Origin of the sequence: Bradyrhizobium roseum (assembly GCF_030413175.1) — a bacterium.
GTDB lineage: Bacteria > Pseudomonadota > Alphaproteobacteria > Rhizobiales > Xanthobacteraceae > Bradyrhizobium > Bradyrhizobium roseum.
This window is the reverse complement of sequence record NZ_CP129212.1, coordinates 1,492,315-1,513,777: the sequence shown is the minus strand read 5'-3', so window position 1 is coordinate 1,513,777 and position 21,463 is coordinate 1,492,315. Positions and strand designations below refer to the sequence as shown.

Below are 21,463 nucleotides of genomic sequence, written 5' to 3'. Positions count from 1 at the left end.
GATGGCCGCTGATCGGACAGCGGTATCGATTTGACCAAGGCACCCAACTCCCCTTGCGCCGGCGCACGGCTCGGGATGTAATAGGGTAAAACATCGAACCGCCAGATTGCTTCGGCGGGAGAACATCCAAGGGAGGTGCGCATGCACGGAACCATCGATCTCGCCGGAGATTCCCATCTGCGCGCCGCGCGCGAACGGGCCGAGTCGATTGCGATCGGCGATTTCGACGTCAGCCATCCCGAACTGTTCACGACCGACTCGTTCTGGCCGTATTTCGACCGCCTGCGCCGGGAAGACCCGGTGCACTACTGCAAGGACTCGATGTTCGGCCCGTACTGGTCGGTGACCAAATACAACGACATCATGGACGTCGAGACCAATCACGCGGTGTTTTCGTCGGCCTCCTCTCTCGGCGGCATTACCATCCGCGACATCGCACCGAACCTGCGCAGCGAGAGCTTCATCGCGATGGACCAGCCGCGCCATTCCGCGCAGCGCAAGACGGTGGCGCCGATGTTCACGCCGACGCATCTCGACCAGCTCGCGATCAACATTCGCAAGCGTTCCGCCGAGTGCCTCGACAACCTGCCGAGAAACGAGGTCTTCGACTGGGTCGACCAGGTTTCGATCGAGCTCACCACGCAGATGCTCGCCGTGCTGTTCGACTTCCCCTGGGAAGACCGCCGCAAGCTGACGCGCTGGTCCGACGTCGCCACCACCCTTCCCGGCCCCGAAGGGCTGGTCGCGACGGAAGAAGAACGTCAGGCCGAGTTGATGGAATGCGCGGCCTACTTCGGAAAGCTGTGGAAGGAGCGCATCAGCCAGCCGCCGAAGAGCGATTTGCTGTCGATGATGGCGCACAGCCCTGCCACGCGCGACATGGACCCGAAGAATTTCCTCGGCAATCTGATCCTGCTGATCGTCGGCGGCAACGACACCACGCGCAATACGCTGTCGGGCAGCGTGTACGCGCTGAACAAGAACCCGGATCAATATCGCAAGCTGCGCGACAACCCCGACCTGATCGACAGCTTTGTGCCTGAGGTGATCCGCTGGCAGACGCCGCTTGCCCATATGCGCCGCACCGCGCTCGAAGACATCGCGTTCCGCGGCCGGCAGATCAAGAAGGGTGACAAGGTCGTGATGTGGTACGTCTCCGGCAATCGCGACGAAGACGTGATCGACAGTCCCTATGAATTCATCATTGATCGCAAGCGGCCGCGGACCCATGTCTCCTTTGGCTTCGGCATTCACCGCTGCGTCGGCATCCGGCTCGCGGAGCTGCAACTCAAAATCATCTGGGAAGAAATCCTCAAGCGGTACGATAATATTGAGGTGGTCGGCGAACCGAAGCGGGTATATTCCAGCTTCGTGAAGGGTTACGAGACCCTGCCGGTCCGCATCGCCGCCTAGCCTTTGACTTGAAACCCACGTGGGATGATCGACCATGAACGTCCAGGCATCCATCAGAGCCGACAAAAAAGAGCTGCTGCGCGCCGCGCGTGAAGAGGCCTATTCGACGCCGCTCAAGGATTTTCACCCGGGCGCGCCGAGACTATTCCAGAACGATACGCTGTGGCCATGGTTCGAGCGGCTGCGCAAGGAAGAGCCGGTGCATTACTGCACCAACGCGCCGATCGAACCCTATTGGTCGGTGACCAGGTACAATGACATCATGCATGTCGACACCAACCACGGCATCTTCTCGTCCGACTCGACGCTCGGTGGCATCTCAATCCGAGACGTGCCGCCCGGCTACGACTATCCGAGCTTCATCGCGATGGACCAGCCCAGGCATTCGGCGCAGCGCAAGACGGTGTCGCCGATGTTCACGCCGACGCATCTGGACGAGCTGGCAAAGCTCATCCGCGCGCGCTCGCAGAAGGTGCTGGACAATCTGCCGCGCAACGAGACCTTCAACTTCGTCGAGCGGGTCTCGATCGAACTGACCACGCAGATGCTCGCGACGCTGTTCGATTTTCCCTGGGAAGAACGCCGCAAGCTGACGCGCTGGTCGGATGTCTCGACCGCGCTGCCCAAGAGCGGCGTCGTGGACTCGCCGGAACAGCGGCGCCAGGAAATGGACGAGTGCTACGCCTATTTCTCAAAACTGTGGAACGAGCGCGTCAACGCGCCGCCGCGCAACGACCTGCTGTCGATGATGGCGCATAGCGATGCCACGCGGCACATGGACCCTGATAATCTGATGGGCAACATCATCCTGCTGATCGTCGGCGGCAACGACACCACCCGCAACACCATGAGCGGCTCGGTGCTGGCGTTGAACGAGCATCCCGATCAGTACCAGAAGCTGCGCGAAAACCCCGAGCTGATCGACACCATGGTGCCGGAAGTGATCCGCTGGCAGACGCCGCTCGCCCATATGCGCCGCACCGCGCTGGTCGACACCGAGATCGGCGGCAAGAAGATCAAGAAGGGCGACCGCGTCGTGATGTGGTACGTCTCGGGCAACCGCGACGAGGAAGGCATCGAGCGGCCGGACGAGTTCATCATCGACCGCGCCCGCCCGCGCACGCACCTTTCGTTCGGCTTCGGCATCCACCGCTGCGTCGGCATGCGGCTCGCCGAGTTGCAGCTCAAGATCGTGTGGCAGGAAATGCTGAAGCGCTTCGACCGCATCGAGGTGGTCGGCGAGCCGAAGCGGGTCTATTCGAGTTTTGTCCGCGGCATCGAGCAGTTGCCGGTGCGTATTCCTGGATAAGCGGCGCCGGCCTCGATCCGCCTTCGCTCCCGGAGGCGATCAACGTATCGGGTGGTACAGCCAATGCACGGCTCACCCCTGGTGAGGCCATACCAAAATCCGGGAACTCGCGTTGCCCGGTAAGTTTGGAAAGGGGTCGCTCGAATTCACCTTCGCGCAGTGATCCAACACCGGCCCGAATTCGTTATGAAGTCGGAGGGGCATCGAGAGCATATCGAGAGCCTATGATGAGAACGCGTACGCGAGACTTTCCTGGTACCGACCACGAGACCAGCCAGCGCCTTGCGCTCGAGGTCGCCAACGATGAAAAACTGATCATCAACGAAATCCTGGAACGACGGCAGGAAAATCCGATGAGCCTGGAGGCGATCGGTTTCATGCTGGGAGCCGATCCCAGCCAGATCTCCCGCTATCTGAACGGCACTTCCGGCGTCACCCTCACCAACTATCTGCGCATCGCGCGGGCGCTTGGTTTCCGTTGCCGGATCGTGCTGGAACCTGCCGATCCAGGACCGGGAACGACGTCGCTGTCCGATCTCAGGATCGCTCCGCACAAGGTATGCAACGTCCGGCGGACCCGGCCTTCATAGCGAAGATCGCCGGGGCAATCCGCGGTCCAGGATGTCCTGCAGGCTCAAGGCGTCGGCGTGGCGATCTAGGCCATGGATCATTGCCCTATACAATTGCGGCATGACTGTTGTGCCCAGATGAGAATGCAGAGCAGCCAAGTTTTGCTCTAAGCCAACTGCAACGGCCCGGTATCGGCTCAGCCGAGCTTGATGTCCCAGAGGCCCTCTTCGCGGCAGGCGGAAAGTTCGCTGCGAAGCAGCTCGCTCACCAGCGTGATCGCAGTCGAGCCGGGATGATCGATGGGAGATGCAAGGGTCAGTTCGCGCATCGGCGCCGGTTTTGATAGCGCAGCCGTTTCCAGCCGGCCGCTGGCGACTTCGTGCCGCACCGAGGACGGCGGCAGCAGCGTGTATCCCAAACCTTCCTCGACCAGGCTGGTCAGTACCCGGAAGGAATCGGCTTCCAGCCTGACGTCGAGTTTCAGTTTCTTCTTCGCCGCCGCCTGCTCGATCAGCGCGCGGAGGCCGTGCGAATGACTGGGCAGCACCAGCGTCTGCTTCAGCAGCCAGCCGATTTCGACCTGCTTCCTCTGCGCCAGTCCGCTGCCGCGCGGCCCCACCGCGACGATCGGATCGCGGCCGAGGCTCTGCACGGTCAGATGCAGGTCGCTCGATGGGCCATAGATCAACGCCAGATCCATCTCGCCGCGGTGCAGCCATTCCATCAAGTGGCCGCTGTAACTCTCGACGATGCAGAGCGAGATGCCCGGATATCTGTCGACGGTGCGCCGGGCGAGCCGTGCCGAAATCACGCAGCTGACGGTCGGCACCAGCCCGAGCACCACGCGGCCCGAGGGCGGGCCGCCGGCGGACTGGATTTCGTCGCGCACCTGGTCGAGCTGCCGCACGATGCCGGCGGTGCGTGCCAGCAGCAACCGGCCGGCATCGGTCAGCACCATGCCGCGGCCGTTGCGGGTAAACAGATCGGCGCGCAATTCGTGCTCGAGCAGCTTGATCTGGCGGCTCAGCGCCGGCTGCGCCACCCGCAGGGTGTCGGAGGCCTTGCTGAGGCTGCCCAGCTCGGCGACGCAACTGAAGGTTCGGAGCTGCCTGATATCCATCGCTTGCCAATCTTCGAAGGCAGGTTCATACGCTATAACAATTCAGCATAGGCGCCCCGCCGCCATTTCACAACGGCCCGCGCCTTCAGCAATTGACATCCCCCACCATCCATCGCCAGAAAATCAAATGACCGCATCAGAACAGCAAGACGAATTCCACGACATCCGCGACGCCGTCGCCAAGCTCTGCGCCCAGTTCCCGGGCGAATACTGGCGCAAGCTCGATCGCCAGATGGCGTATCCGAAGGAGTTCGTCGATGCGCTGACGGAGGCCGGCTACCTCTCGGTCCTGATCCCCGAGGAATATGGCGGCTCCGGGCTGAAGCTGTCGGCCGCGGCCGCGATCCTGGAAGAGATCCAGCGCGCCGGCTGCAACGGCGGCGGCTGCCACGCCCAGATGTACACGATGGGCACCGTGCTCCGGCACGGCAACGACGCCCAGAAGACGCAGTATCTGCCCGGGATCGCCAGCGGCAAATTGCGGCTGCAGGCATTCGGCGTCACCGAGCCGACCAGCGGCACCGACACCTCCTCGCTGAAGACCGTCGCCAAGCGCGACGGCGACCACTACGTCGTCAACGGCCAGAAGATCTGGACCAGCCGCGCCGAACATTCCGACCTGATGATCCTGCTGGCGCGCACCACGCCGAAGGATCAGGCCAAGAAGCGCACCGATGGGCTTTCCGTGTTCATCGTCGACATGCGCGAGGCCAAGGGCAACGGCCTCGAGATCCGTCCGATCCGCACCATGATGAACCACGCCACGACAGAAGTGTTCTTCACGGACATGAAGGTGCCTGCCGAGAACCTGATCGGCGAGGAGGGCAAGGGCTTTCGCTACATCCTCTCCGGCATGAATGCCGAGCGTATCCTGATCGCGGCCGAATGCATCGGCGACGCCAAATGGTTCATCGCCAAGGCGACTAACTACGCCAAGGAACGCGCGGTGTTCGGCCGCCCGATCGGCATGAACCAAGGCATCCAGTTCCCGATCGCCAAGGCCTATGCCCAGATGCGGGCGGCCGAACTGATGGTCAAGGAAGCCACCCGCAAATACGAGGCCGGACTGGATTGCGGCGCCGAGGCGAACATGGCCAAGATGCTGGCGGCCGATGCCTCCTGGGAAGCAGCCAATGCCTGCGTGCAGACCCATGGCGGCTTCGGCTTTGCGGAAGAATACGACGTCGAGCGCAAGTTCCGCGAAACGCGGCTCTATCAGGTGGCGCCGATCTCGACCAATCTGATCCTGTCCTACGTCGCCGAGCATGTGCTCGGCCTGCCCCGCTCCTACTGAGAACAAAACATGCTGCCGCTAGAGGGATTGATCGTCGTCTCCGTCGAACAGGCCGTTGCCGCGCCGTTCTGCAGTTCGCGGCTGGCGGATGCCGGTGCGCATGTCATCAAGATCGAACGCCCCGAAGGCGATTTTGCCCGCGGCTACGACGCTGCGGCAAAAGGCCAGAGCAGCTATTTCGTCTGGCTCAACCGCGGCAAGAACTCGCAGGTGGTCGACCTCGCTACCAAGGAAGGCCGCTCCGAACTCGAACAGCTGATCGCGAGCGCCGACGTGCTGCTGCAGAACCTCAAGCCCGGCTCGATGGACAAGCTCGGCTTCTCGCTGGCGCGGCTGCGCAAGGATTATCCGGCGCTGATCTGCTGCACGATCTCCGGCTATGGCGACACCGGCCCCTATGCCGAGCGCAAGGCCTATGACCTGCTGATCCAGGCCGAGAGCGGCCTGGCCTCGATCACCGGCGGCCCGGAAGGCCCGTCCCGCGTCGGCATCTCCGTCGTCGATATCGCGACCGGCGCCACCGCGCATGCGTCCATCCTCGAGGCGCTGATCGCGCGCGGTCGCACCGGCAAGGGCGCCGACATTCGCATCTCCATGTTCGACGTGATGGCCGACTGGATGGCGGTGCCGCTGATCAATTCGGAGGCCGGCAACCCGCCGAAGCGGATGGCGCTGGCCCATCCCTCGATCGCGCCTTACGGCGTGTTCAATTCAAAAGACGGCAAGGGCATCCTGATCTCGATCCAGAGCGAGCGCGAGTGGAAAAAACTCTGCGCCGAGGTGCTCGGTCAGCCCGACCTGCCGAACGATCCGCGTTTTGCGAACATGGTCGAGCGGGTCAAGAACCGTGCGCTGACTGACAAGACGGTGGCAGACAGCTTCGCGTCGATGGACCGCATCGACTTGCTGAAGCGACTCGACGAGGCCGACATCGCATTTGCCGAAGTGAACACCATGGCCGACCTCGCCGCGCATCCACACCTCAGGCGTATCGAGGTCGACACGCCAAAGGGCAAGGTGAGCTATGCCGCGCCGGCGGCGATCTTCGTCGGCGAAGACAGGCACTATGGCCCCGTGCCCGCGATCGGCGAGCATGCCGAATTTCCCGCAGCCCGCAAAAAGGCCTGAGGCCATGACCGCATCAGCCGAAAAACTCGACCTCGACCATCTGCGCCAATGGATCGGCCGCGGCGCGGAAGCGACCGACGTCGTTACCGCGCAGCTCGTGAAGGGCCTGCGCGCGACGCTGTTCCAGGACATCGGCGAGCCCAAGGCGGGTGATGCCGCGCCGTGGACCACGCACTGGTGCCTGGCGCAACCGGTGTTTCCGATGTCGATGCTCGGCCCCGACGGCCACCCGACCCGCGGCGGCTTCCTGCCGCCGGTGCCGTTGCCGCGCCGGATGTGGGCGGGCGGCGAGATCGAATTCATCGAACCGCTGCGCGTCGGCGACGAATCGACGCGGACCTCGCGGATCTCGGACGTGACCCTGAAAACCGGTTCGACCGGCTCGCTGTGCTTCGTCTCGGTCGAGCATACCGTGACGACGCCACGGGGCGTCGCGATCCGCGAACGCCAGGACATCGTCTACCGCGACATGGGCGGCACAACGCCTGCTGCACCGCCAAAGGCCCCTCCGCCGGCCCCGATGGCCAAACATCGCGAAACCCATGTCAGCGATCCCGTGCTGCTGTTTCGCTACTCGGCGCTGACTTTCAACGGCCACCGCATCCACTACGACCGCGACTACGTCACCAAGGTCGAGGGCTATCCGGGCCTGATCTTCCACGGTCCCCTGCAGGCCGCGCTGATCGTCGAATTCGCCGCCAAACTGCGCGGCGGCATTGCGCCGAAGAAGTTCAGCTATCGCGGCGTGCAGCCGCTGTTCGAAGGCGGCGAGTTCTCGATCAACGCCAACGAGACCGCCGCCGGCATGGATCTGTGGATCGCGAATGCCGAGGGCCAGCCGACCATGAAGGGCACGGCGAGCTGGTAAGGCCGCACCTGCCGCGCTCCCCTTGATCGCGCAGGCGAGTCCAAGCGCCCGCGCAGCATAGGTGCCATTCGTGACGCGGCGACCGTCGCGCTTGCCGACCTCCATACACCCGCCCTACTCTTGTCAGCGGAAACGCGACAAGAAAAGCAGAGGGAACAGGTATGGCTCAGGCGAGTGCAGCAGCGCGCGCTCCTGAAACGGGGGCTTTTGACGCGGTCGTGGTCGGCGCAGGCTTTGCCGGCCTTTACATGCTGCACCGGTTGCGGGGGCTCGGCTTCACGGCGCGGGTGTACGAGGCTGGCGGCGGCGTCGGCGGGACCTGGTACTGGAATCGCTATCCCGGCGCCCGCTGCGACGTCGAGAGCCTGCAATATTCCTTCTCGTTCTCCGAAGAGCTGGACCAGGAATGGAACTGGTCGGAGAAATATTCGCCGCAGCCGGAAATCCTCGCTTACGCCAACCACGTCGCCGATCGCTTCGACCTGCGCAGCCAGATCGTGTTCGATACCCGCGTCATGGCGGCGACCTTCGACGAGGACACCGATAGCTGGCTGATCGAGACGGACCGCGGCGACCGCGTCACGGCAAAGTTCTGCATCATGGCGGTCGGCTGCCTGTCGGCGCCGAACTGCCCGGCCTTCCCCGGCATGGATGATTTCAGGGGGCCGATCTATCACACCGGTGAATGGCCGCACGAGGGCGTCGACTTCACCGGCCTGCGTGTCGGGGTGATCGGCACCGGTTCGTCCGCGATCCAGTCGATCCCGATCATCGCGCAGCAGGCCGCGCAGCTTACGGTGTTCCAGCGCACCGCGACCTGGTCGGTGCCGGCGCGGAACGAAGCGCTGTCGGAGGATTATCTGAAGGAAGCCAAGGCGCATTATCCGGAATTGCGCGCCAAGGCACGCGCGCGGCCGACCGGCTTCTATTTCCCGTTCAATATGCAGCCGGCGCTGCAGGCCAGTCCGGAGCAGCGGAAGGAACAATATGAAGCGGCGTGGGAGCGCGGCGGACTTCCGTTCCTCGGCGCCTATGGCGATCTGCTGTTCGAGAAGGCGGCCAACGACACCATTGCCGAATTCGCCCGGCAGAAGATCCGCGGCATCGTGAAGGATCCCACGACCGCCGAACTGCTGTGTCCGCAGAACGTGTTCGGCTGCAAGCGGCTCTGTGTCGATACCGATTACTTTGCCACCTACAATCTGCCGCATGTGAAGCTGGTCGACGTATCGAAGACGCCGATCGAGCGCTTCACCAAAGAGGGCATCGTGGTCGACGGCACCGAATACAAGTTTGACGCCGTCGTTTCCGCGACCGGCTTTGCCGCGATGACCGGCGCGTTTGACAAGATCAACATCACCGGCCGTGGTGGCCGCACGCTCGCCGAAAAATGGCGCGCCGGCCCGCGCGCCTATCTCGGCCTCGCCTCGGTGGGCTTTCCGAATCTGTTCATGATCACCGGTCCCGGCAGCCCCTCGGTGCTGGCGAGCATGATCCAGGCGATCGAGCAGCATGTCGACTGGCTGGCCGATTGCCTCGGCCATATGCGCGAGACCGGCGCCCGCAGTATCGAGCCGTTGCAGGCCGATGAGGACGCCTGGGTGGCGCACGTCAACGACGTCTCGACGGTGTCGCTGCGCTCGACCTGCAGTTCCTGGTATGTCGGGACCAACATTCCGGGACGGCCGCGCGTGTTCATGCCCTATATCGGCGGCTTCCCGGTCTATGTGCAGAAGTGCAATGAAGTGATGAACAACGCCTATGAGGGCTTTGTGCTCAAGGGCGCCCGCCAGGGCAATACGCCGCCGCAGGTGAATTTCACCGAACGCTGGCAGGTGCCGCTCGACATCGAGGTGATTTCGCCGGCCGCCGTGGCCGCAAAGCGCGTACCCGTCGTTTGAACCGGAGGAGACGAGACATGAGCCGCCATCCCGATTTCGTACCTCACGGCGTCATCCCGGCGGTGCTGTTGCCGTTCCATGACGATCTGTCGATCGACGAACAAAGCTTCCGCGTCCATTTGCGCGATATCGCCGCGGTGCTGGGATTGTCGGCCATCACGGTCAACGCCCACTCCACCGAAGTCGCCTCGTGCACGGCGGACGAACAGCGCCGCGTCATGGAGATCGCCGGCGAGGAAGTCGGCGGCAAGCTGCCGATCATTCACGGTATCTGGGCGGACGGCAGCCTGGAGGCGGCGCGGATTGCCCGCCGCGCCGAGGCCGGCGGCGCTTCCGCGATACTGGTGTTTCCGCCGGCGCCCTTCACCCTCGGCCAGACGGCCGAGATGGCGCTGGCCCATTTCAAGGCCATCGCCGATGCCACCGATCTGCCTATGATCGTATTCCAGTATCCGCTGGCCACCGGCCAGGGTTACCCGGCGGCGACGCTGGAGCGGCTGTTCGACGAAATTCCGACCATCCGTGCCATCAAGGACTGGACGCCACAAGTGCCGCAGCACGAAGCCCACATCCGGGCGTTGCAGGGTCGCGCGCGTCCGATCAACGTGCTGTCGACCAACAGCGCATGGCTGTTGAGCTCGCTGGTGCTCGGTTGCAACGGGCTGCTCTCCGGCAGCGGCAGCGTCATCGCCGATCTCCAGGCCAGGCTGTTCCGCGCCGTCAAGGCCAACGATCTGGCGGAAGCGCGCCGGCTGAACGACCGGATCTATCCCACGGCCCGCGTGTTCTACGCCGATCCTTTTGTCGACATGCACAACCGCATGAAGGAAGCGCTGGTGCTGCTTGGCAAGCTGCCCCGCGCGGTGGTGCGTCCGCCGCTGGTGAAGATATCGGACGGGGAAATCGCCCGGATCAGGGACGCGCTGATCGAGGCAGGATTGCTCGACGTCAGAGCCGCGACGGGACGCAACGCCGCATAATGGCGCCGCTACCACGGCCGCCCCGCCGCTACTCGTTGCGCAGCCTGAGCTGCCCGACGATGGCGGCTATTTCACCCTCAAATTTCGCAAGGCGGTCGCCCTGCGCCTTGAGACGGTCGGACAGCTTCTGCATCTCGTCGCGCTCAAGCGACTGCGTGAGCCGCTGAATGATCTCTTCGTTGAGCGAGTGCCCGTTTGCCGCGGCCGCCCCAACGAGTCTGTCCCGCATCCCCTGCGGCAGACGGAACTGAATCCGATCCGTAGTCCCGCCGGTTGCCGTCGCCTTCTTGGTAGGACGTGCGGCAGACGTGATTGTCTCCGGTTGGGCTGCCTTTTTCCTGGCCACGCTCGTCCCTCCAACGGCCAAGCCGTGAGCAAATGCACCTCGATGAAGCCAGCGAAGCAATCCGAAAATTCAGGCGTGATTGAGGACGTTGACCAAAGATCGGGCGCGCTGCATTCGACTTGATCCCACAAAAGTCCCCGCCCGTCTCGACTCGTGGCCCCGACGTCTTTAAACGTTGCCGGCACAGCAATGGGGCGAGAAATGGCAAAGAAAACCGTCAACAAGCGGAAGAGCGGCGCGAAGGCAGCGAAGATACCGGCGAAAAAATCCGCCGTCCGCACGACCGCAAAAGCACAGAAGAAAGCGGCCTCTCAAAAGTCCGCCAAAGCCCGCCCGCCCAAGGGACCGGTCTGGCAATGGACGGCGCTGCAGACCGCATCCGCCATCCGCTCCGGGGCGATTTCCTCGGTCGAAGTTGTCGAAGCGCACATCGCGCGCATGCGCGACGTCAATCCGAAACTCAATGCGGTCGTCGTCGATCTGTCGGAGGAAGCGCTGAAGGCGGCAAAAGCCGCGGACAAGGCCCTGACAAGAAAGACCGAGTTCGGCCCGCTGCACGGCGTGCCCATCACGATCAAGGAAAACGTCGACTATGAAGGGCGGCCCAACCCCAACGGGGTGCCCGCGCAGATGAACATTATCGCCCCCTCCGATGCGCCTGTTGTCCGCAACCTCAAGAAGGCCGGTGCGATCGTGCTCGGCCTGACCAACACGCCCGAGTTTTCATTCCGCGGCTTCACCGATAACCCGCTGCACGGGTTGACGCTGAACCCGTGGGATGCCGAGATCACCTGCGGCGGCTCGTCGGGCGGCGCAGGTAGTGCGGTGGCCGCCGGAATCGGCACGATCGCGCATGGCAACGACATCGGCGGCTCGCTGCGCTGGCCGGCGCATTGCAACGGCGTCGTCACCATCAAGCCGACGCAGGGCCGTGTCCCCGCTTTTAACGAGAGCGCCGCGGCCGAGCGGCCGATGCTGGCGCATCTGATGTCGGCGCAAGGGCCGCTGGCGCGCAGCGTCGGCGACGTCCGGGCCGCGCTCGAAGTCATGAGCCAGCGCGATCCGCGCGATCCCTGGTGGGTGCCCGCGCCGCTGGTCGGGCCCAAGCCGAAAGGCCCGATCAAGGTGGCGCTGGCAAAGCTGCCCGACGATATGGATGTCGATCCCTCGGTACGCGATGCGCTGCGCCAGGCCGCCGACCATCTCGAGCGTTCGGGCTACCGCGTCAGCGACGTCGAGGTGCCCGACATCAACGGCGTCTGGCAGACTTGGTGCGACATCATCGCCAACGAGACCGCGATGCTGCAGGAAGCCGCGATGCTGAAAGTGACGTCGCCGGATTTCCATGCCGCCTGGAGCGGCATCAAGGCCAAGGCGAACACACTCGACCTCTTGGGCTGGATGCGTGCCACCGCCGCGCGCAACTCCCATATCCGGGCGTGGCAGTTGTTCTTCGAGGAGTACCCCGTGGTGCTCGCGCCGACGACGGTCAAGCCGACGCCCGGCCCACGCGAGGACGCCATCAGCGCGGAACGTACGCGCGAACTGTTCTGGAACGATCTGCGTTTCATTTCCGCCATCAATGTGCTCGGCCTGCCAGGCGCCGTCGTGCCTGTGGCACTCCATGACGGCCACCCGATCGGCGTGCAGCTGATTGCAGGGCGCTATCGTGAGGACCTCGCGCTCGATGCGGCGGCGGCGATCGAGAAGCGCGCGGGACCGCTGGTGCCCCGGCTGTGGGAGAAGATGGCCTGAACCCTGGCCGTCACGGCGCGCCATCGGCTTGACTTCACGAGGCAATCCATCGAGAGGTGGATCGCCTTCGCTGAAGCCATCTCGCTTGGAAGTCATGGCGGAGCCAAGAAAATTCAAAGGGGAGCCGCCCGATGTCATCGCGCAAGTCAGCCAAAACCGTGAGCGCCACGCTCACCGTCAAGGAAGCCACCTTCGGCCTGCTGCGTGCGTTCGGCATCAAGCGCGTGTTCGGCAATCCAGGCTCGACCGAACTGCCGTTCCTCAGCGACTGGCCCGACGACATCGACTACGTGCTCGGCCTGCAGGAGGCCAGCGTCGTCGGCATGGCCGACGGCTATGCGCAGGCCACCCGTAACGCTGGCTTCGTCAACCTGCATTCCGGCGCCGGTGTCGGCAATGCGCTCGGCAATATCTATACCGCGCACCGCAACCAGACGCCGCTGGTGATCACGGCCGGCCAGCAGGCGCGCTCGATCCTGCCGCTGCAGGCCTTTCTCTACGCCGACCGCGCCTCGGAGTTTCCGCGGCCCTATGTCAAATACAGCGTCGAGCCGGCGCGCGCCGAAGACGTGCCAGCGGCGATCGCGCGCGCCTATTACGTCGCGATGCAGCCGCCCTGCGGGCCGACCTTCGTCTCGATACCGATCGACGACTGGACACGCCCGGCGCAGCCGATCGAGGCCCGCCACGTCAGCCGCGAACTCGGCCCCGAGCCGGAGGCGATGAAGGCGATGGTGGCCGCGCTCGCGGCGAGCAAGCGCCCTGCCCTCGTCGTCGGACCCGGCGTCGACCGCGCCGGCGCCGTTGACCTAATGGTGCAGGTCGCGGAGAAGGCCAAGGCGGCCGTCTGGGTCAGCCCGTTCTCGGCGCGCTGCTCATTCCCGGAACGGCATCCGCAATTCGCGGGTTTTCTGCACGCCTCGCCGGGACAGCTATCGGACGCGCTGCGCGATCATGACCTCGTCGTCGTGATCGGCGCACCGGTGTTCACCTTCCATGTCGAGGGACATGCCGCGATCTTCGACGGCGCCACCACGATCTTCCAGATCACCGACGATCCGGACGCCGCCGCGGTGACGCCGTCGGGCGCCAGCATCGTCGCCACCATGAAGCCGGCGCTCTCGATGCTGCTCGACCTGCTGCCGGAATCAAAGCGCGCCATACCTTCGCGCCGCACGCTGCCGCCGGCGCCCGCCGCCGCCGATCCGCTGCCGGTGGAATTTCTGCTGCACTCCTTGTCCGAGGCGATGCCGGCCAATGCCGTGCTGGTGGAAGAAGCCCCCTCGCATCGCCCGGCGATGCAAAAATTCATGCCGATGCGCGGCCAGGACAGTTTTTACACCATGTCGAGCGGCGGCCTCGGCTACAGCCTGCCCGCCGCGGTCGGCATGGCGCTGGGACGGCCGGCGACCCGCATCGTCTGCCTGATCGGCGACGGGTCGGCGATGTATTCGATCCAGGCACTGTGGACCGCGGCCCGACGCAACCTGCCGCTCACGGTGATCGTCATCAACAATGCCGGCTATGGCGCGATGCGGTCGTTCAGCCAGGTGATGCAGGTGCGCAACGTGCCGGGGCTCGAACTGCCCGGCATCGATTTCGTCAAACTCGCCGAAGGCATGGGCTGCCACGCCGTGCGGGTGACGAAGTCATCCGAACTCGCGGGCGCACTCAAGGACGGGCTGTCGCATGACGGCACCAGCCTGATCGAGGTGATGGTGGATTCGGCGGTGCCGCTGCTCTACGCGCAGAAGGGGTGAGGCACGACTCTATCCCCGTCATTGCGAGCCACCGGGCCGCGCGAACGCGCGCCCGATGACAGGCTCCGCGAAGCAATCCATCGTGCCGCAAGCGAAAGCATGGATTGCTTCGTCGCTTCGCTCCTCGCAATGACGCGAAGAGACATTCGCGCCCAGCTCATTTCCCGTAAGCTTCCCGCATCTTCGCCTGGATCTTCGCCATGCCTGATATCCAGCGGTCGTAATTCTCGGTTTTCTTGCGCATGTAGCCGAGCACCTGCGGGTGCGGCAGAATGACAAACGTTTCCGCTTCCAGCCCCTGCAGCACGTCCTGCGCCACCTGCTCCGGCGACAGGTCGCCATCGCCGGATTGCGGGCCCTTCGGGATCGACCGCAGCATGTTGGTGTCGACGCCCTGCGGACAAAGGATGGAAACCTTGATGTTGTCGGCCTTGTGCGAGATTGCGAGGTTCTCGGCAAAGCCGACCGCGGCATGCTTGGTGGTCGAATAGGCCGGGCTGCCGACCTGCGACAGCAGACCCGCCGCCGAAATCGTGTTGAGGAAATAACCGCCGCCGCGCGCCTTCATGCGCGGGATCAAATGCCGCGCCGCATAGACATGCGCCATGACATGGATCGCCCAGCTTCGCTGCCACGGCTCGTCGGAGCTGCCGCCGGCATTCACCGACAGCGGATCGAAGCCGCCGCCGATGCCGGCATTGGAGCAGAACAGCGCGATCGGGCCGAACTGGCGCTCGGTCTCCTCGATGACGTGAAGGATGTCGGTTTCCTTGCCGACGTCGCATTTAAAGGCGGCCCCGCCGATCGAGGCGGCGACCTTTTCGGCGGCGGCATGATCGAGATCGACGACGACCACCTTGGCGGCACCTGCGCGATGAAAGGCCTCGCACATCGCCTTGCCGATGCCGTTGCCGCCACCGGTGACAACCACGACTTTGCCGGTCACCTGCATGGCCGCTCTCCCTTAGAATTTTCTTACGTCAAAACGATCAGGTCGAGTATAGCCGTATAATGGCAGGCGGCGCCGAGCAAGACGAAGCCGTGCCAGATCGCGTTCTGGAAGCGCAGCCGCTGCCAGGCATGGAAGATCACGCCAGACGTGTACAATAGGCCACCGGCAAGCGTGAGGCCCAGCGTCAGTGCCGGCAGCCGCTCCACCACGGCGTCATAGAGCATCATCCCGCTCCAGCCCATGGCGAGGTAAAGTCCGGTCGCCAGCCGGTCATACCGGCCGGGCCGCGCGATCTTCAGCGCGATGCCGACGATCGCCAGGCACCACACCCCGATCAGAACCGCGATGGCGAAATAGCTGTCCTTCAGTTGCATGATGAACGGCGTGTAGGTCGCCGCGATCAGGAGATAGATCGCCGAATGATCGAAGCGGCGCAGCACCCATTTGGCGCGCGAGACCGGCCAGAGATTATAGGTCGCCGACAGCACCAGCATCGCCAGCAGGCCCGCGACATAGATCGACACCGCGGCGATATCGGCCGCGGTGGCATAGACGGCGGTCAACACGATCAGCGCGGTGGCGGCCACCAGGCCGAAACAGATGCCGACGATATGCACGACGCCGTCGGCGATCAGCTCGGCGCGGTCGTAGTTCCACTGCATGACGCCGGCCGCCGCATGGAAGGATGTCGAGGCAAGTTGCTTTAGTCGGAAGATGGTCATGCAGGTCCACCTGAGCTTTTGAACGGACGGTCGGAACGGAAGGGTTTCTACGGCCGCCTCCGTTCAACGCCATCGCCGTGGCATTTTCGTGCTGCCGGCGACCGTATATCCCCTGGATATCCCCTTGGGCCGCCCCGTCCGCCGATCACGAGAGCTTGATTTCGGCCCGCCAATAGCCACCTTGCTGGCATCACCCACCCACGCATCGTTCGAGGCTCTCTACGCCCGCATGGCCCCCAGTTTTTCAGACCTTGTCGAGGAAGCGCGCCTGTCGGCGCGGGCGCTGCTCGACTACGGCGACAGCTTTTTCAATCCCACCGTGCGGCTCGGCGTCACCGGCCTGTCGCGCGCCGGCAAGACCGTGTTCATCACGGCGCTGATCCACGGCCTGACCCGCGGCGGCAGGTTTCCGATCTTCGAGCCATACGCCACGGGCCGGATCGCCCGCGCGCGGCTGGCGCCCCAGCCGGACGACGCGGTGCCGCGCTTCGCCTATGAGAGCCACGTCCGTACCCTGATCGAGGAGCGGCACTGGCCGAGTTCGACCACCGACATCAGCGAGCTTCGCATCGTCATCGACTACCAGCGCCAGAACGGGGCCGACCGCACGCTCACCATCGACATCGTCGACTACCCCGGCGAATGGCTGCTGGATCTTCCGCTGCTCAACAAGAGCTTTGAGCAATGGTCGGCGGAGAGCCTCGCGCTGTCGCGCGAGGGCCCGCGCGCAAAACTCGCCGCGCCGTGGCATGCGCATCTCAAGACGCTTCAGCCCGAAAGCCCCGAGAACGAACAGGCCGCCCTTGCCGCCGCCAAACTGTTCACGGATTATCTGCGCGCCTGCCGCGACGAACGCTTTGCGATGAGCCTGCTGCCGCCCGGCCGTTTCCTGATGCCGGGCAATCTGGCCGATACGCCGGCGCTGACCTTTGCGCCGCTCGACGTCGCGATCGACGGCAGCGCGCCCGACGGCTCGCTGTGGGCGATGATGCGGCGGCGCTACGAGGCCTACAAGGACGTCGTGGTGCGCCCATTTTTCCGTGATCATTTTGCGCGGCTCGATCGCCAGATCGTGCTGGTCGATGCGCTCGCCGCGTTCAATGCCGGACCGGAAGCGCTGCACGATCTCGAAGCGGCGCTGACCGGAATTCTCGATTGTTTCCGCATCGGCCGCAGCACGATCCTGAGCAGTCTGTTTCGTCCGCGGATCGATCGCATTCTGTTCGCCGCGACCAAGGCCGATCATCTGCACCACCTGAGCCATGACCGGCTGGAAGCCGTGCTGCGGCGCGCGGTCGCCAAGGCGGCCGACCGCGCCGAATATGCGGGCGCTGCCATCGACGTGGTCGCGCTGTCGGCGGTGCGCGCGACACGCGAGGCGCAGGTGGCGCGCGGCCGCGAAAAACTGCCATCCATCATCGGCACGCCCGCGCCCGGCGAGACCGCCAATGGCGAGGCTTTCGACGGCGAAACCGAAGTCGCGACGTTTCCAGGCGACCTGCCCGCGGACCCCGAGGAACTCTTCAACGGCGGCTTTCGCGGCCTGTCCAGCACCGCCTCCGATCAGGCCGATTTCCGCTTCCTGCGCTTCCGGCCGCCGCTGCTGGAGCGCGCGGCCGACGGTGAGCCCGCACTGCCCCACATCCGTCTCGACCGGGCCCTCCAGTTCCTGATCGGAGACCGACTGCAATGAGCGAGAAAACGCCGCACCGGCGGCCGGCCACGTTCAAGCTCGACGATCCCGGTGTGGTCGTGATCGGCCCGGACGAAACTGGACGCCCGGCCCGCGGCACCGTGCAGATCACGCCCGAAGCGGATCCTGCGCTGTTGCCGGTACCCGTCGTGGCGCCGCGCGTGCTGGCGCGCCGCGGATTTCGCTGGGGCACGCTGTTCTGGTCCGCGGTCGGCGGGCTGGTGCTGCTCGGCTCGGGGCTCGGCGTCGTCAACCTGATCGAGGACCTGTTTGCGCGCAGCCAAACGCTCGGGTATGTCGCGCTGGCCTTCGCGGGAGCCGCAGCGCTGGCGCTGGCGGTCGTGATCGGGCGCGAAGCCTTCGGGATGGCGCGGCTGGCCGCGATCGAGAAGCTGCATCAGCGCGCGATAGAAGTGCTGCGCAGCGACGACCGCGCCGAAAGCCGCGCCGTTGTCAACGATCTGCTGAAGCTTGCGCATGAAAACCCGCAACTGGCGCGCGCCCGCGCCGCGCTGGTGAGCCACGCCGACGATATTATCGACGGCGCCGACATGATCAAGCTCGCCGAGCGCGAATTGATGGCGCCGCTGGATGAGGAAGCCCGCCGGCTGGTTTCCACGGCCGCGCAACGCGTTTCGGTCGTTACCGCGGTGAGCCCCCGCGCCCTGATCGACGTGCTGTTCGTGTTCGTCGCCGCGATGCGGCTGATCCGGCAACTGGCGCGGCTCTATGGCGGCGGCCGCGGTACGCTCGGCATGATCAGCCTGCTGCGCCACGTCATCGGCCACCTCGCCATCACCGGCGGCATGGCGGTCGGCGACAGCCTGGTGCAGCAGGTGCTCGGCCATGGCATCGCGGCAAAGCTCTCGCAGCGGCTCGGCGAAGGCGTGCTCAACGGCCTGCTCACCGCGCGGCTGGGGCTGGCCGCGATCGACGTGACGCGGCCGCTGCCGTTTACCGCTCTGCCGCGGCCCGCGCTCGGCGACCTCGCCAAGGATTTGCTGCGCAAGCGCGATGATGAGGCGTGATTTCGTTTAGGGTGAAGCGACGTGCCCACCTTGCTTCGTGGAACACGCATTGAATGGTGGGTCCACTCCGCTTTGCCTACCTAGGGACTCGCGTCGAGAAGCACTGCGGTCGCCTGAGCGATCGCGTCTTCCGAACGATCCCGGATCAGCAACACTTCACCACGCGCAAACGTTGCCGCGCTCGCGGTAACGATGGCATTCTTGGGGCATATTCCAAAGCAGTTGGCGAGCACGAGACGTGCACGCCCTTTCCTCTGGCCGCCGCTGTGATGTTTGAGGCTGGCCTTGAGGCGCCGCCTGAGCTTCTCGCCATCGGGGATCCGCTTCAGACATTTCCGGCACACCAGAACTGGGCCCAGCCCTGGCAACTGCAGAGCGCGAAGTGGTAGTTTTTCTGACATTCGGATAAATATGCCGCGACGCCGCCCGATCAGACCGCTTCGGCCTGCATCGATGCTGTGACATCCGGTTCGGTCGCAGCGACAGCAGGCGGCGGCATATGCTTCGGCAACGAGAGGCACGGCCTTGCGCCAGCTTCCTTGCTGTTGGCTGAGATCGAATTGCCGGTTTTGCGGATGGAGTCGACGAGATGCGCATCCGTGAGCTTCCGGCGCTTTCTCACGACCCTGACCTTCACATGGTCTCGCACATCAAGGCTGCTTCGCGAAAGGTTTCTCCGGCGCATCATCACGTCGCTACCTGCTATGGCTGAGGGCAAGCGGACATTACACCGCTTGATCGTGACCGGCGATTGTCCCGCTCGCGAAATTCCGTCTCCATGCCGATAACCTCAGAAGGCAAGCCTCGTTCCAAGCGCGTGAAAAATTAGGTCTGCCTTGTTGGCGGAAGACGAATCTTGCCGACCGATGACAGTCGGTCGCGCCGTCATCGCCTGGCTTGACAGGGTGATCCGGCATTTCCAGAGACGCGCGCGATTCAACCCGGGAGCCGCGGCAGACTGGATCCCCGGCCTGCGCGGGCATGACGGGTGAAAAATTCACCCGCCAGCACGCGCCAGCGAAACAGCGGCGAGTCCGGCGGCGGCGAGAGCTCCGGCGTCCAGCCCGTCAGTTTTTCTAGCGCATACGTATCCATCACCACGCCGCGCCAGACGCGCTCGACCCGTGCCAGTGGTTGACGGATTGCCGACGTGAGATTCCATAGCGGGAGGCGATGGTCCGGCTCGCGCGCGACGTAGAGGCCAGGATGGTCCTTGATCGCGCTCATGCCGGGATCGCCAAAGCCCTGAAACCGGCCGCGCTCGTTGATCTGGATCACTGGCACCTGCCCTTTGAAATGCCAGCGCAGCATTGCGTAGGTGCGGTAGTCCGTCGTCGCGATCCAGGTCGCGCCGGTTGCCTGCAACTGCTCGCGGGCGCGCGACGCCACCTGTTCGTAGCCGGCCTCGCCGCCGACCGGATCGGTCCTGCCGATCAAATTCCAGGGCGCGGCGACGTAGTAGAGGAACACGCCGACCACGAATGCGATGCCGGAAACGACGGCCACCCTCGCCCACCGAAATGTCGATCTGACCATCCAATCCGAAAAACCCTCGCGCGGCAGCAAGGCGAGATTGATCGCGGTCACCGCAAAGCCGGCGGGCCACAAAAACATCGGCCAGGTGTCGCCGACCCGCAGCGTCAGCGACTTCCAGAAGAAATAGAGCAACGGCGCCAGCACCGCGGTCGACAGCAGGATCGCAACCGGCTCGCGGGTGCGATAGCCGCGCCAGGCGGTCAGCGTCACGCCCGAAAGCACCACCGGCAGCAGCACGAAGCCGACGAGGCCGAACTGCAGCCCGATGAATTCGCCCACGGTGCGGAAGGAAAACGGATGGGTCGCGACGGCGCGCACAAACTGAAATCGAAACGATGCCCAGTCGTGCTCGGCATTCCAGATCAGCACCGGCAGGAACACGATAACCGCCAGCAGCGCCGCCAACCATGGCCAGGGACTGAGCAGCCAGCGCCGCCGCCAATCCGGCACCAGCACGAACGCGAGCACAGCCGGCATCAGCATGATGGCGGTGAACTTGGACAACATCGCGAGGCCGGCAAAAAGACCGGCGGCGAGCCACCAGCGCGGATTGCCGCTCTTATGCAGCCGCACCAGCGACCACAGCATCGCGACCGCGCAAGGGATCATCGCCGTGTCGGGCGCCACCTTCGCCATCAACAGCCCGTAGTACAGCGCCGCTTCCGGCAGCAGTACCGCGAAGACGACGGCGCGCGCATCGTGCGTCACGCGCCGGACGATGTCGGCGAGCAGAAGCTGCGTGACCAGCATCGCGACGATGCCGCCGAAGCGCACGCCGATCCGGGTGTCGCCGAAGATGGCGGTGCCGAGCCGGATCAGCCAGGCGATGCCCGGCGGATGGTCGAGGAAGGCCAGCGCACTCTCCTTCGACCAGGTCCAATAGTAGGCCTCGTCGGTACGCAAATCGAGTACGCCAGCATAGACCAGCCGCATCGCCGTCAGCGCGGCGATCAGCAGCGCAACCCAAAGCCAAGGCGCGGCGGAGCGGTCCGGTTTAGGCTGGCTGATATCGGGCGGGGCTGTCGTCACGGCGCTTTCTCTTCGACTACCTCCGAGGTGTCAACGTATACCGATGGAAAAACTCTATC

17 protein-coding genes are annotated in these 21,463 nt (G+C 64.6%); 12 read left to right on the top strand and 5 right to left on the bottom strand.

What is annotated here, in order from left to right; all coding sequences use genetic code 11:
- Positions 1 to 141: 141 nt before the first annotated feature.
- The 3 genes from QUH67_RS07080 (at position 142) to QUH67_RS07070 (ending at position 3,312) form a co-directional block, all read left to right on the top strand.
- A complete protein-coding gene (locus QUH67_RS07080; protein WP_300945963.1) occupies positions 142 to 1,413 on the top strand; it encodes a cytochrome P450 in 1,272 nt (423 codons plus the stop codon).
- A 34-nt stretch (positions 1,414 to 1,447) separates the two neighbouring features.
- Positions 1,448 to 2,722, top strand: a complete 1,275-nt coding sequence (locus QUH67_RS07075; RefSeq protein ID WP_300945962.1) for a cytochrome P450 — start codon at positions 1,448 to 1,450, stop codon at positions 2,720 to 2,722.
- A gap of 224 nt (positions 2,723 to 2,946) precedes the next feature.
- Complete coding sequence (locus QUH67_RS07070; RefSeq protein ID WP_300945961.1) at positions 2,947 to 3,312, top strand: helix-turn-helix domain-containing protein; 366 nt, start codon at positions 2,947 to 2,949, stop codon at positions 3,310 to 3,312.
- A gap of 176 nt (positions 3,313 to 3,488) precedes the next feature.
- Here the strand turns inward: QUH67_RS07070 and QUH67_RS07065 are convergent, their stop codons facing one another.
- Positions 3,489 to 4,412 carry a LysR family transcriptional regulator gene (locus tag QUH67_RS07065; protein ID WP_300945960.1) on the bottom strand — a complete coding sequence of 308 codons (924 nt, stop codon included), beginning with the start codon at positions 4,410 to 4,412 and terminating at the stop codon, positions 3,489 to 3,491.
- 127 nt (positions 4,413 to 4,539) lie between these two features.
- Here QUH67_RS07065 and QUH67_RS07060 point away from each other — a divergent pair, with 127 nt between their 5' ends.
- The 5 genes from QUH67_RS07060 to QUH67_RS07040 all read left to right on the top strand — a co-directional run bounded on the left by QUH67_RS07060 (position 4,540) and on the right by QUH67_RS07040 (position 10,583).
- Complete coding sequence (locus QUH67_RS07060) at positions 4,540 to 5,706, top strand: acyl-CoA dehydrogenase family protein (RefSeq protein WP_300945959.1); 1,167 nt, start codon at positions 4,540 to 4,542, stop codon at positions 5,704 to 5,706.
- Positions 5,707 to 5,715: 9 nt separating this feature from the next.
- Positions 5,716 to 6,834 (top strand): CaiB/BaiF CoA transferase family protein, encoded by a 1,119-nt coding sequence (locus tag QUH67_RS07055; RefSeq protein WP_300945958.1) that lies wholly within the window; start codon positions 5,716 to 5,718, stop codon positions 6,832 to 6,834.
- Between the two features lie 4 nt (positions 6,835 to 6,838).
- Complete coding sequence (locus QUH67_RS07050; protein WP_300945957.1) at positions 6,839 to 7,702, top strand: FAS1-like dehydratase domain-containing protein; 864 nt, start codon at positions 6,839 to 6,841, stop codon at positions 7,700 to 7,702.
- A gap of 161 nt (positions 7,703 to 7,863) precedes the next feature.
- A complete protein-coding gene (locus QUH67_RS07045; protein WP_300945956.1) occupies positions 7,864 to 9,603 on the top strand; it encodes a flavin-containing monooxygenase in 1,740 nt (579 codons plus the stop codon).
- 17 nt (positions 9,604 to 9,620) lie between these two features.
- Positions 9,621 to 10,583 carry a dihydrodipicolinate synthase family protein gene (locus tag QUH67_RS07040; protein WP_300945955.1) on the top strand — a complete coding sequence of 321 codons (963 nt, stop codon included), beginning with the start codon at positions 9,621 to 9,623 and terminating at the stop codon, positions 10,581 to 10,583.
- A gap of 28 nt (positions 10,584 to 10,611) precedes the next feature.
- Here QUH67_RS07040 and QUH67_RS07035 read toward each other — a convergent pair whose 3' ends face one another.
- On the bottom strand, positions 10,612 to 10,929 hold the full coding sequence (locus QUH67_RS07035; protein ID WP_300945954.1) for an Arc family DNA-binding protein: 318 nt from the start codon (positions 10,927 to 10,929) through the stop codon (positions 10,612 to 10,614).
- Positions 10,930 to 11,130: 201 nt separating this feature from the next.
- Here QUH67_RS07035 and QUH67_RS07030 point away from each other — a divergent pair, with 201 nt between their 5' ends.
- Complete coding sequence (locus QUH67_RS07030) at positions 11,131 to 12,684, top strand: amidase family protein (RefSeq protein WP_300945953.1); 1,554 nt, start codon at positions 11,131 to 11,133, stop codon at positions 12,682 to 12,684.
- Positions 12,685 to 12,815: 131 nt separating this feature from the next.
- Entirely contained in the window at positions 12,816 to 14,444 is a 1,629-nt protein-coding gene (mdlC, locus tag QUH67_RS07025; RefSeq protein ID WP_300945952.1) for a benzoylformate decarboxylase, read from the top strand.
- A 157-nt stretch (positions 14,445 to 14,601) separates the two neighbouring features.
- Here mdlC and QUH67_RS07020 read toward each other — a convergent pair whose 3' ends face one another.
- Complete coding sequence (locus tag QUH67_RS07020) at positions 14,602 to 15,396, bottom strand: SDR family oxidoreductase (RefSeq protein ID WP_300945951.1); 795 nt, start codon at positions 15,394 to 15,396, stop codon at positions 14,602 to 14,604.
- Between the two features lie 23 nt (positions 15,397 to 15,419).
- Positions 15,420 to 16,118 (bottom strand): PAQR family membrane homeostasis protein TrhA, encoded by a 699-nt coding sequence (gene trhA / locus QUH67_RS07015; RefSeq protein WP_300945950.1) that lies wholly within the window; start codon positions 16,116 to 16,118, stop codon positions 15,420 to 15,422.
- Between the two features lie 229 nt (positions 16,119 to 16,347).
- Between trhA and QUH67_RS07010 the strand changes: the two genes are divergently transcribed.
- The gene (locus QUH67_RS07010; protein ID WP_300947965.1) at positions 16,348 to 17,811 is read left to right on the top strand and encodes a YcjX family GTP-binding protein; all 1,464 of its coding nucleotides are present in this window, start codon (positions 16,348 to 16,350) and stop codon (positions 17,809 to 17,811) included.
- Complete coding sequence (locus tag QUH67_RS07005; RefSeq protein ID WP_300945949.1) at positions 17,808 to 18,839, top strand: YcjF family protein; 1,032 nt, start codon at positions 17,808 to 17,810, stop codon at positions 18,837 to 18,839. The genes QUH67_RS07010 and QUH67_RS07005 overlap by 4 nt, the downstream gene beginning before the upstream one ends.
- Positions 18,840 to 19,775: 936 nt before the next feature.
- Here QUH67_RS07005 and QUH67_RS07000 read toward each other — a convergent pair.
- Positions 19,776 to 21,308: a glycosyltransferase family 39 protein gene (locus tag QUH67_RS07000; RefSeq protein WP_300947964.1), complete on the bottom strand. Its 1,533-nt coding sequence runs from the start codon at positions 21,306 to 21,308 to the stop codon at positions 19,776 to 19,778.
- Positions 21,309 to 21,463 lie beyond the last annotated feature (155 nt).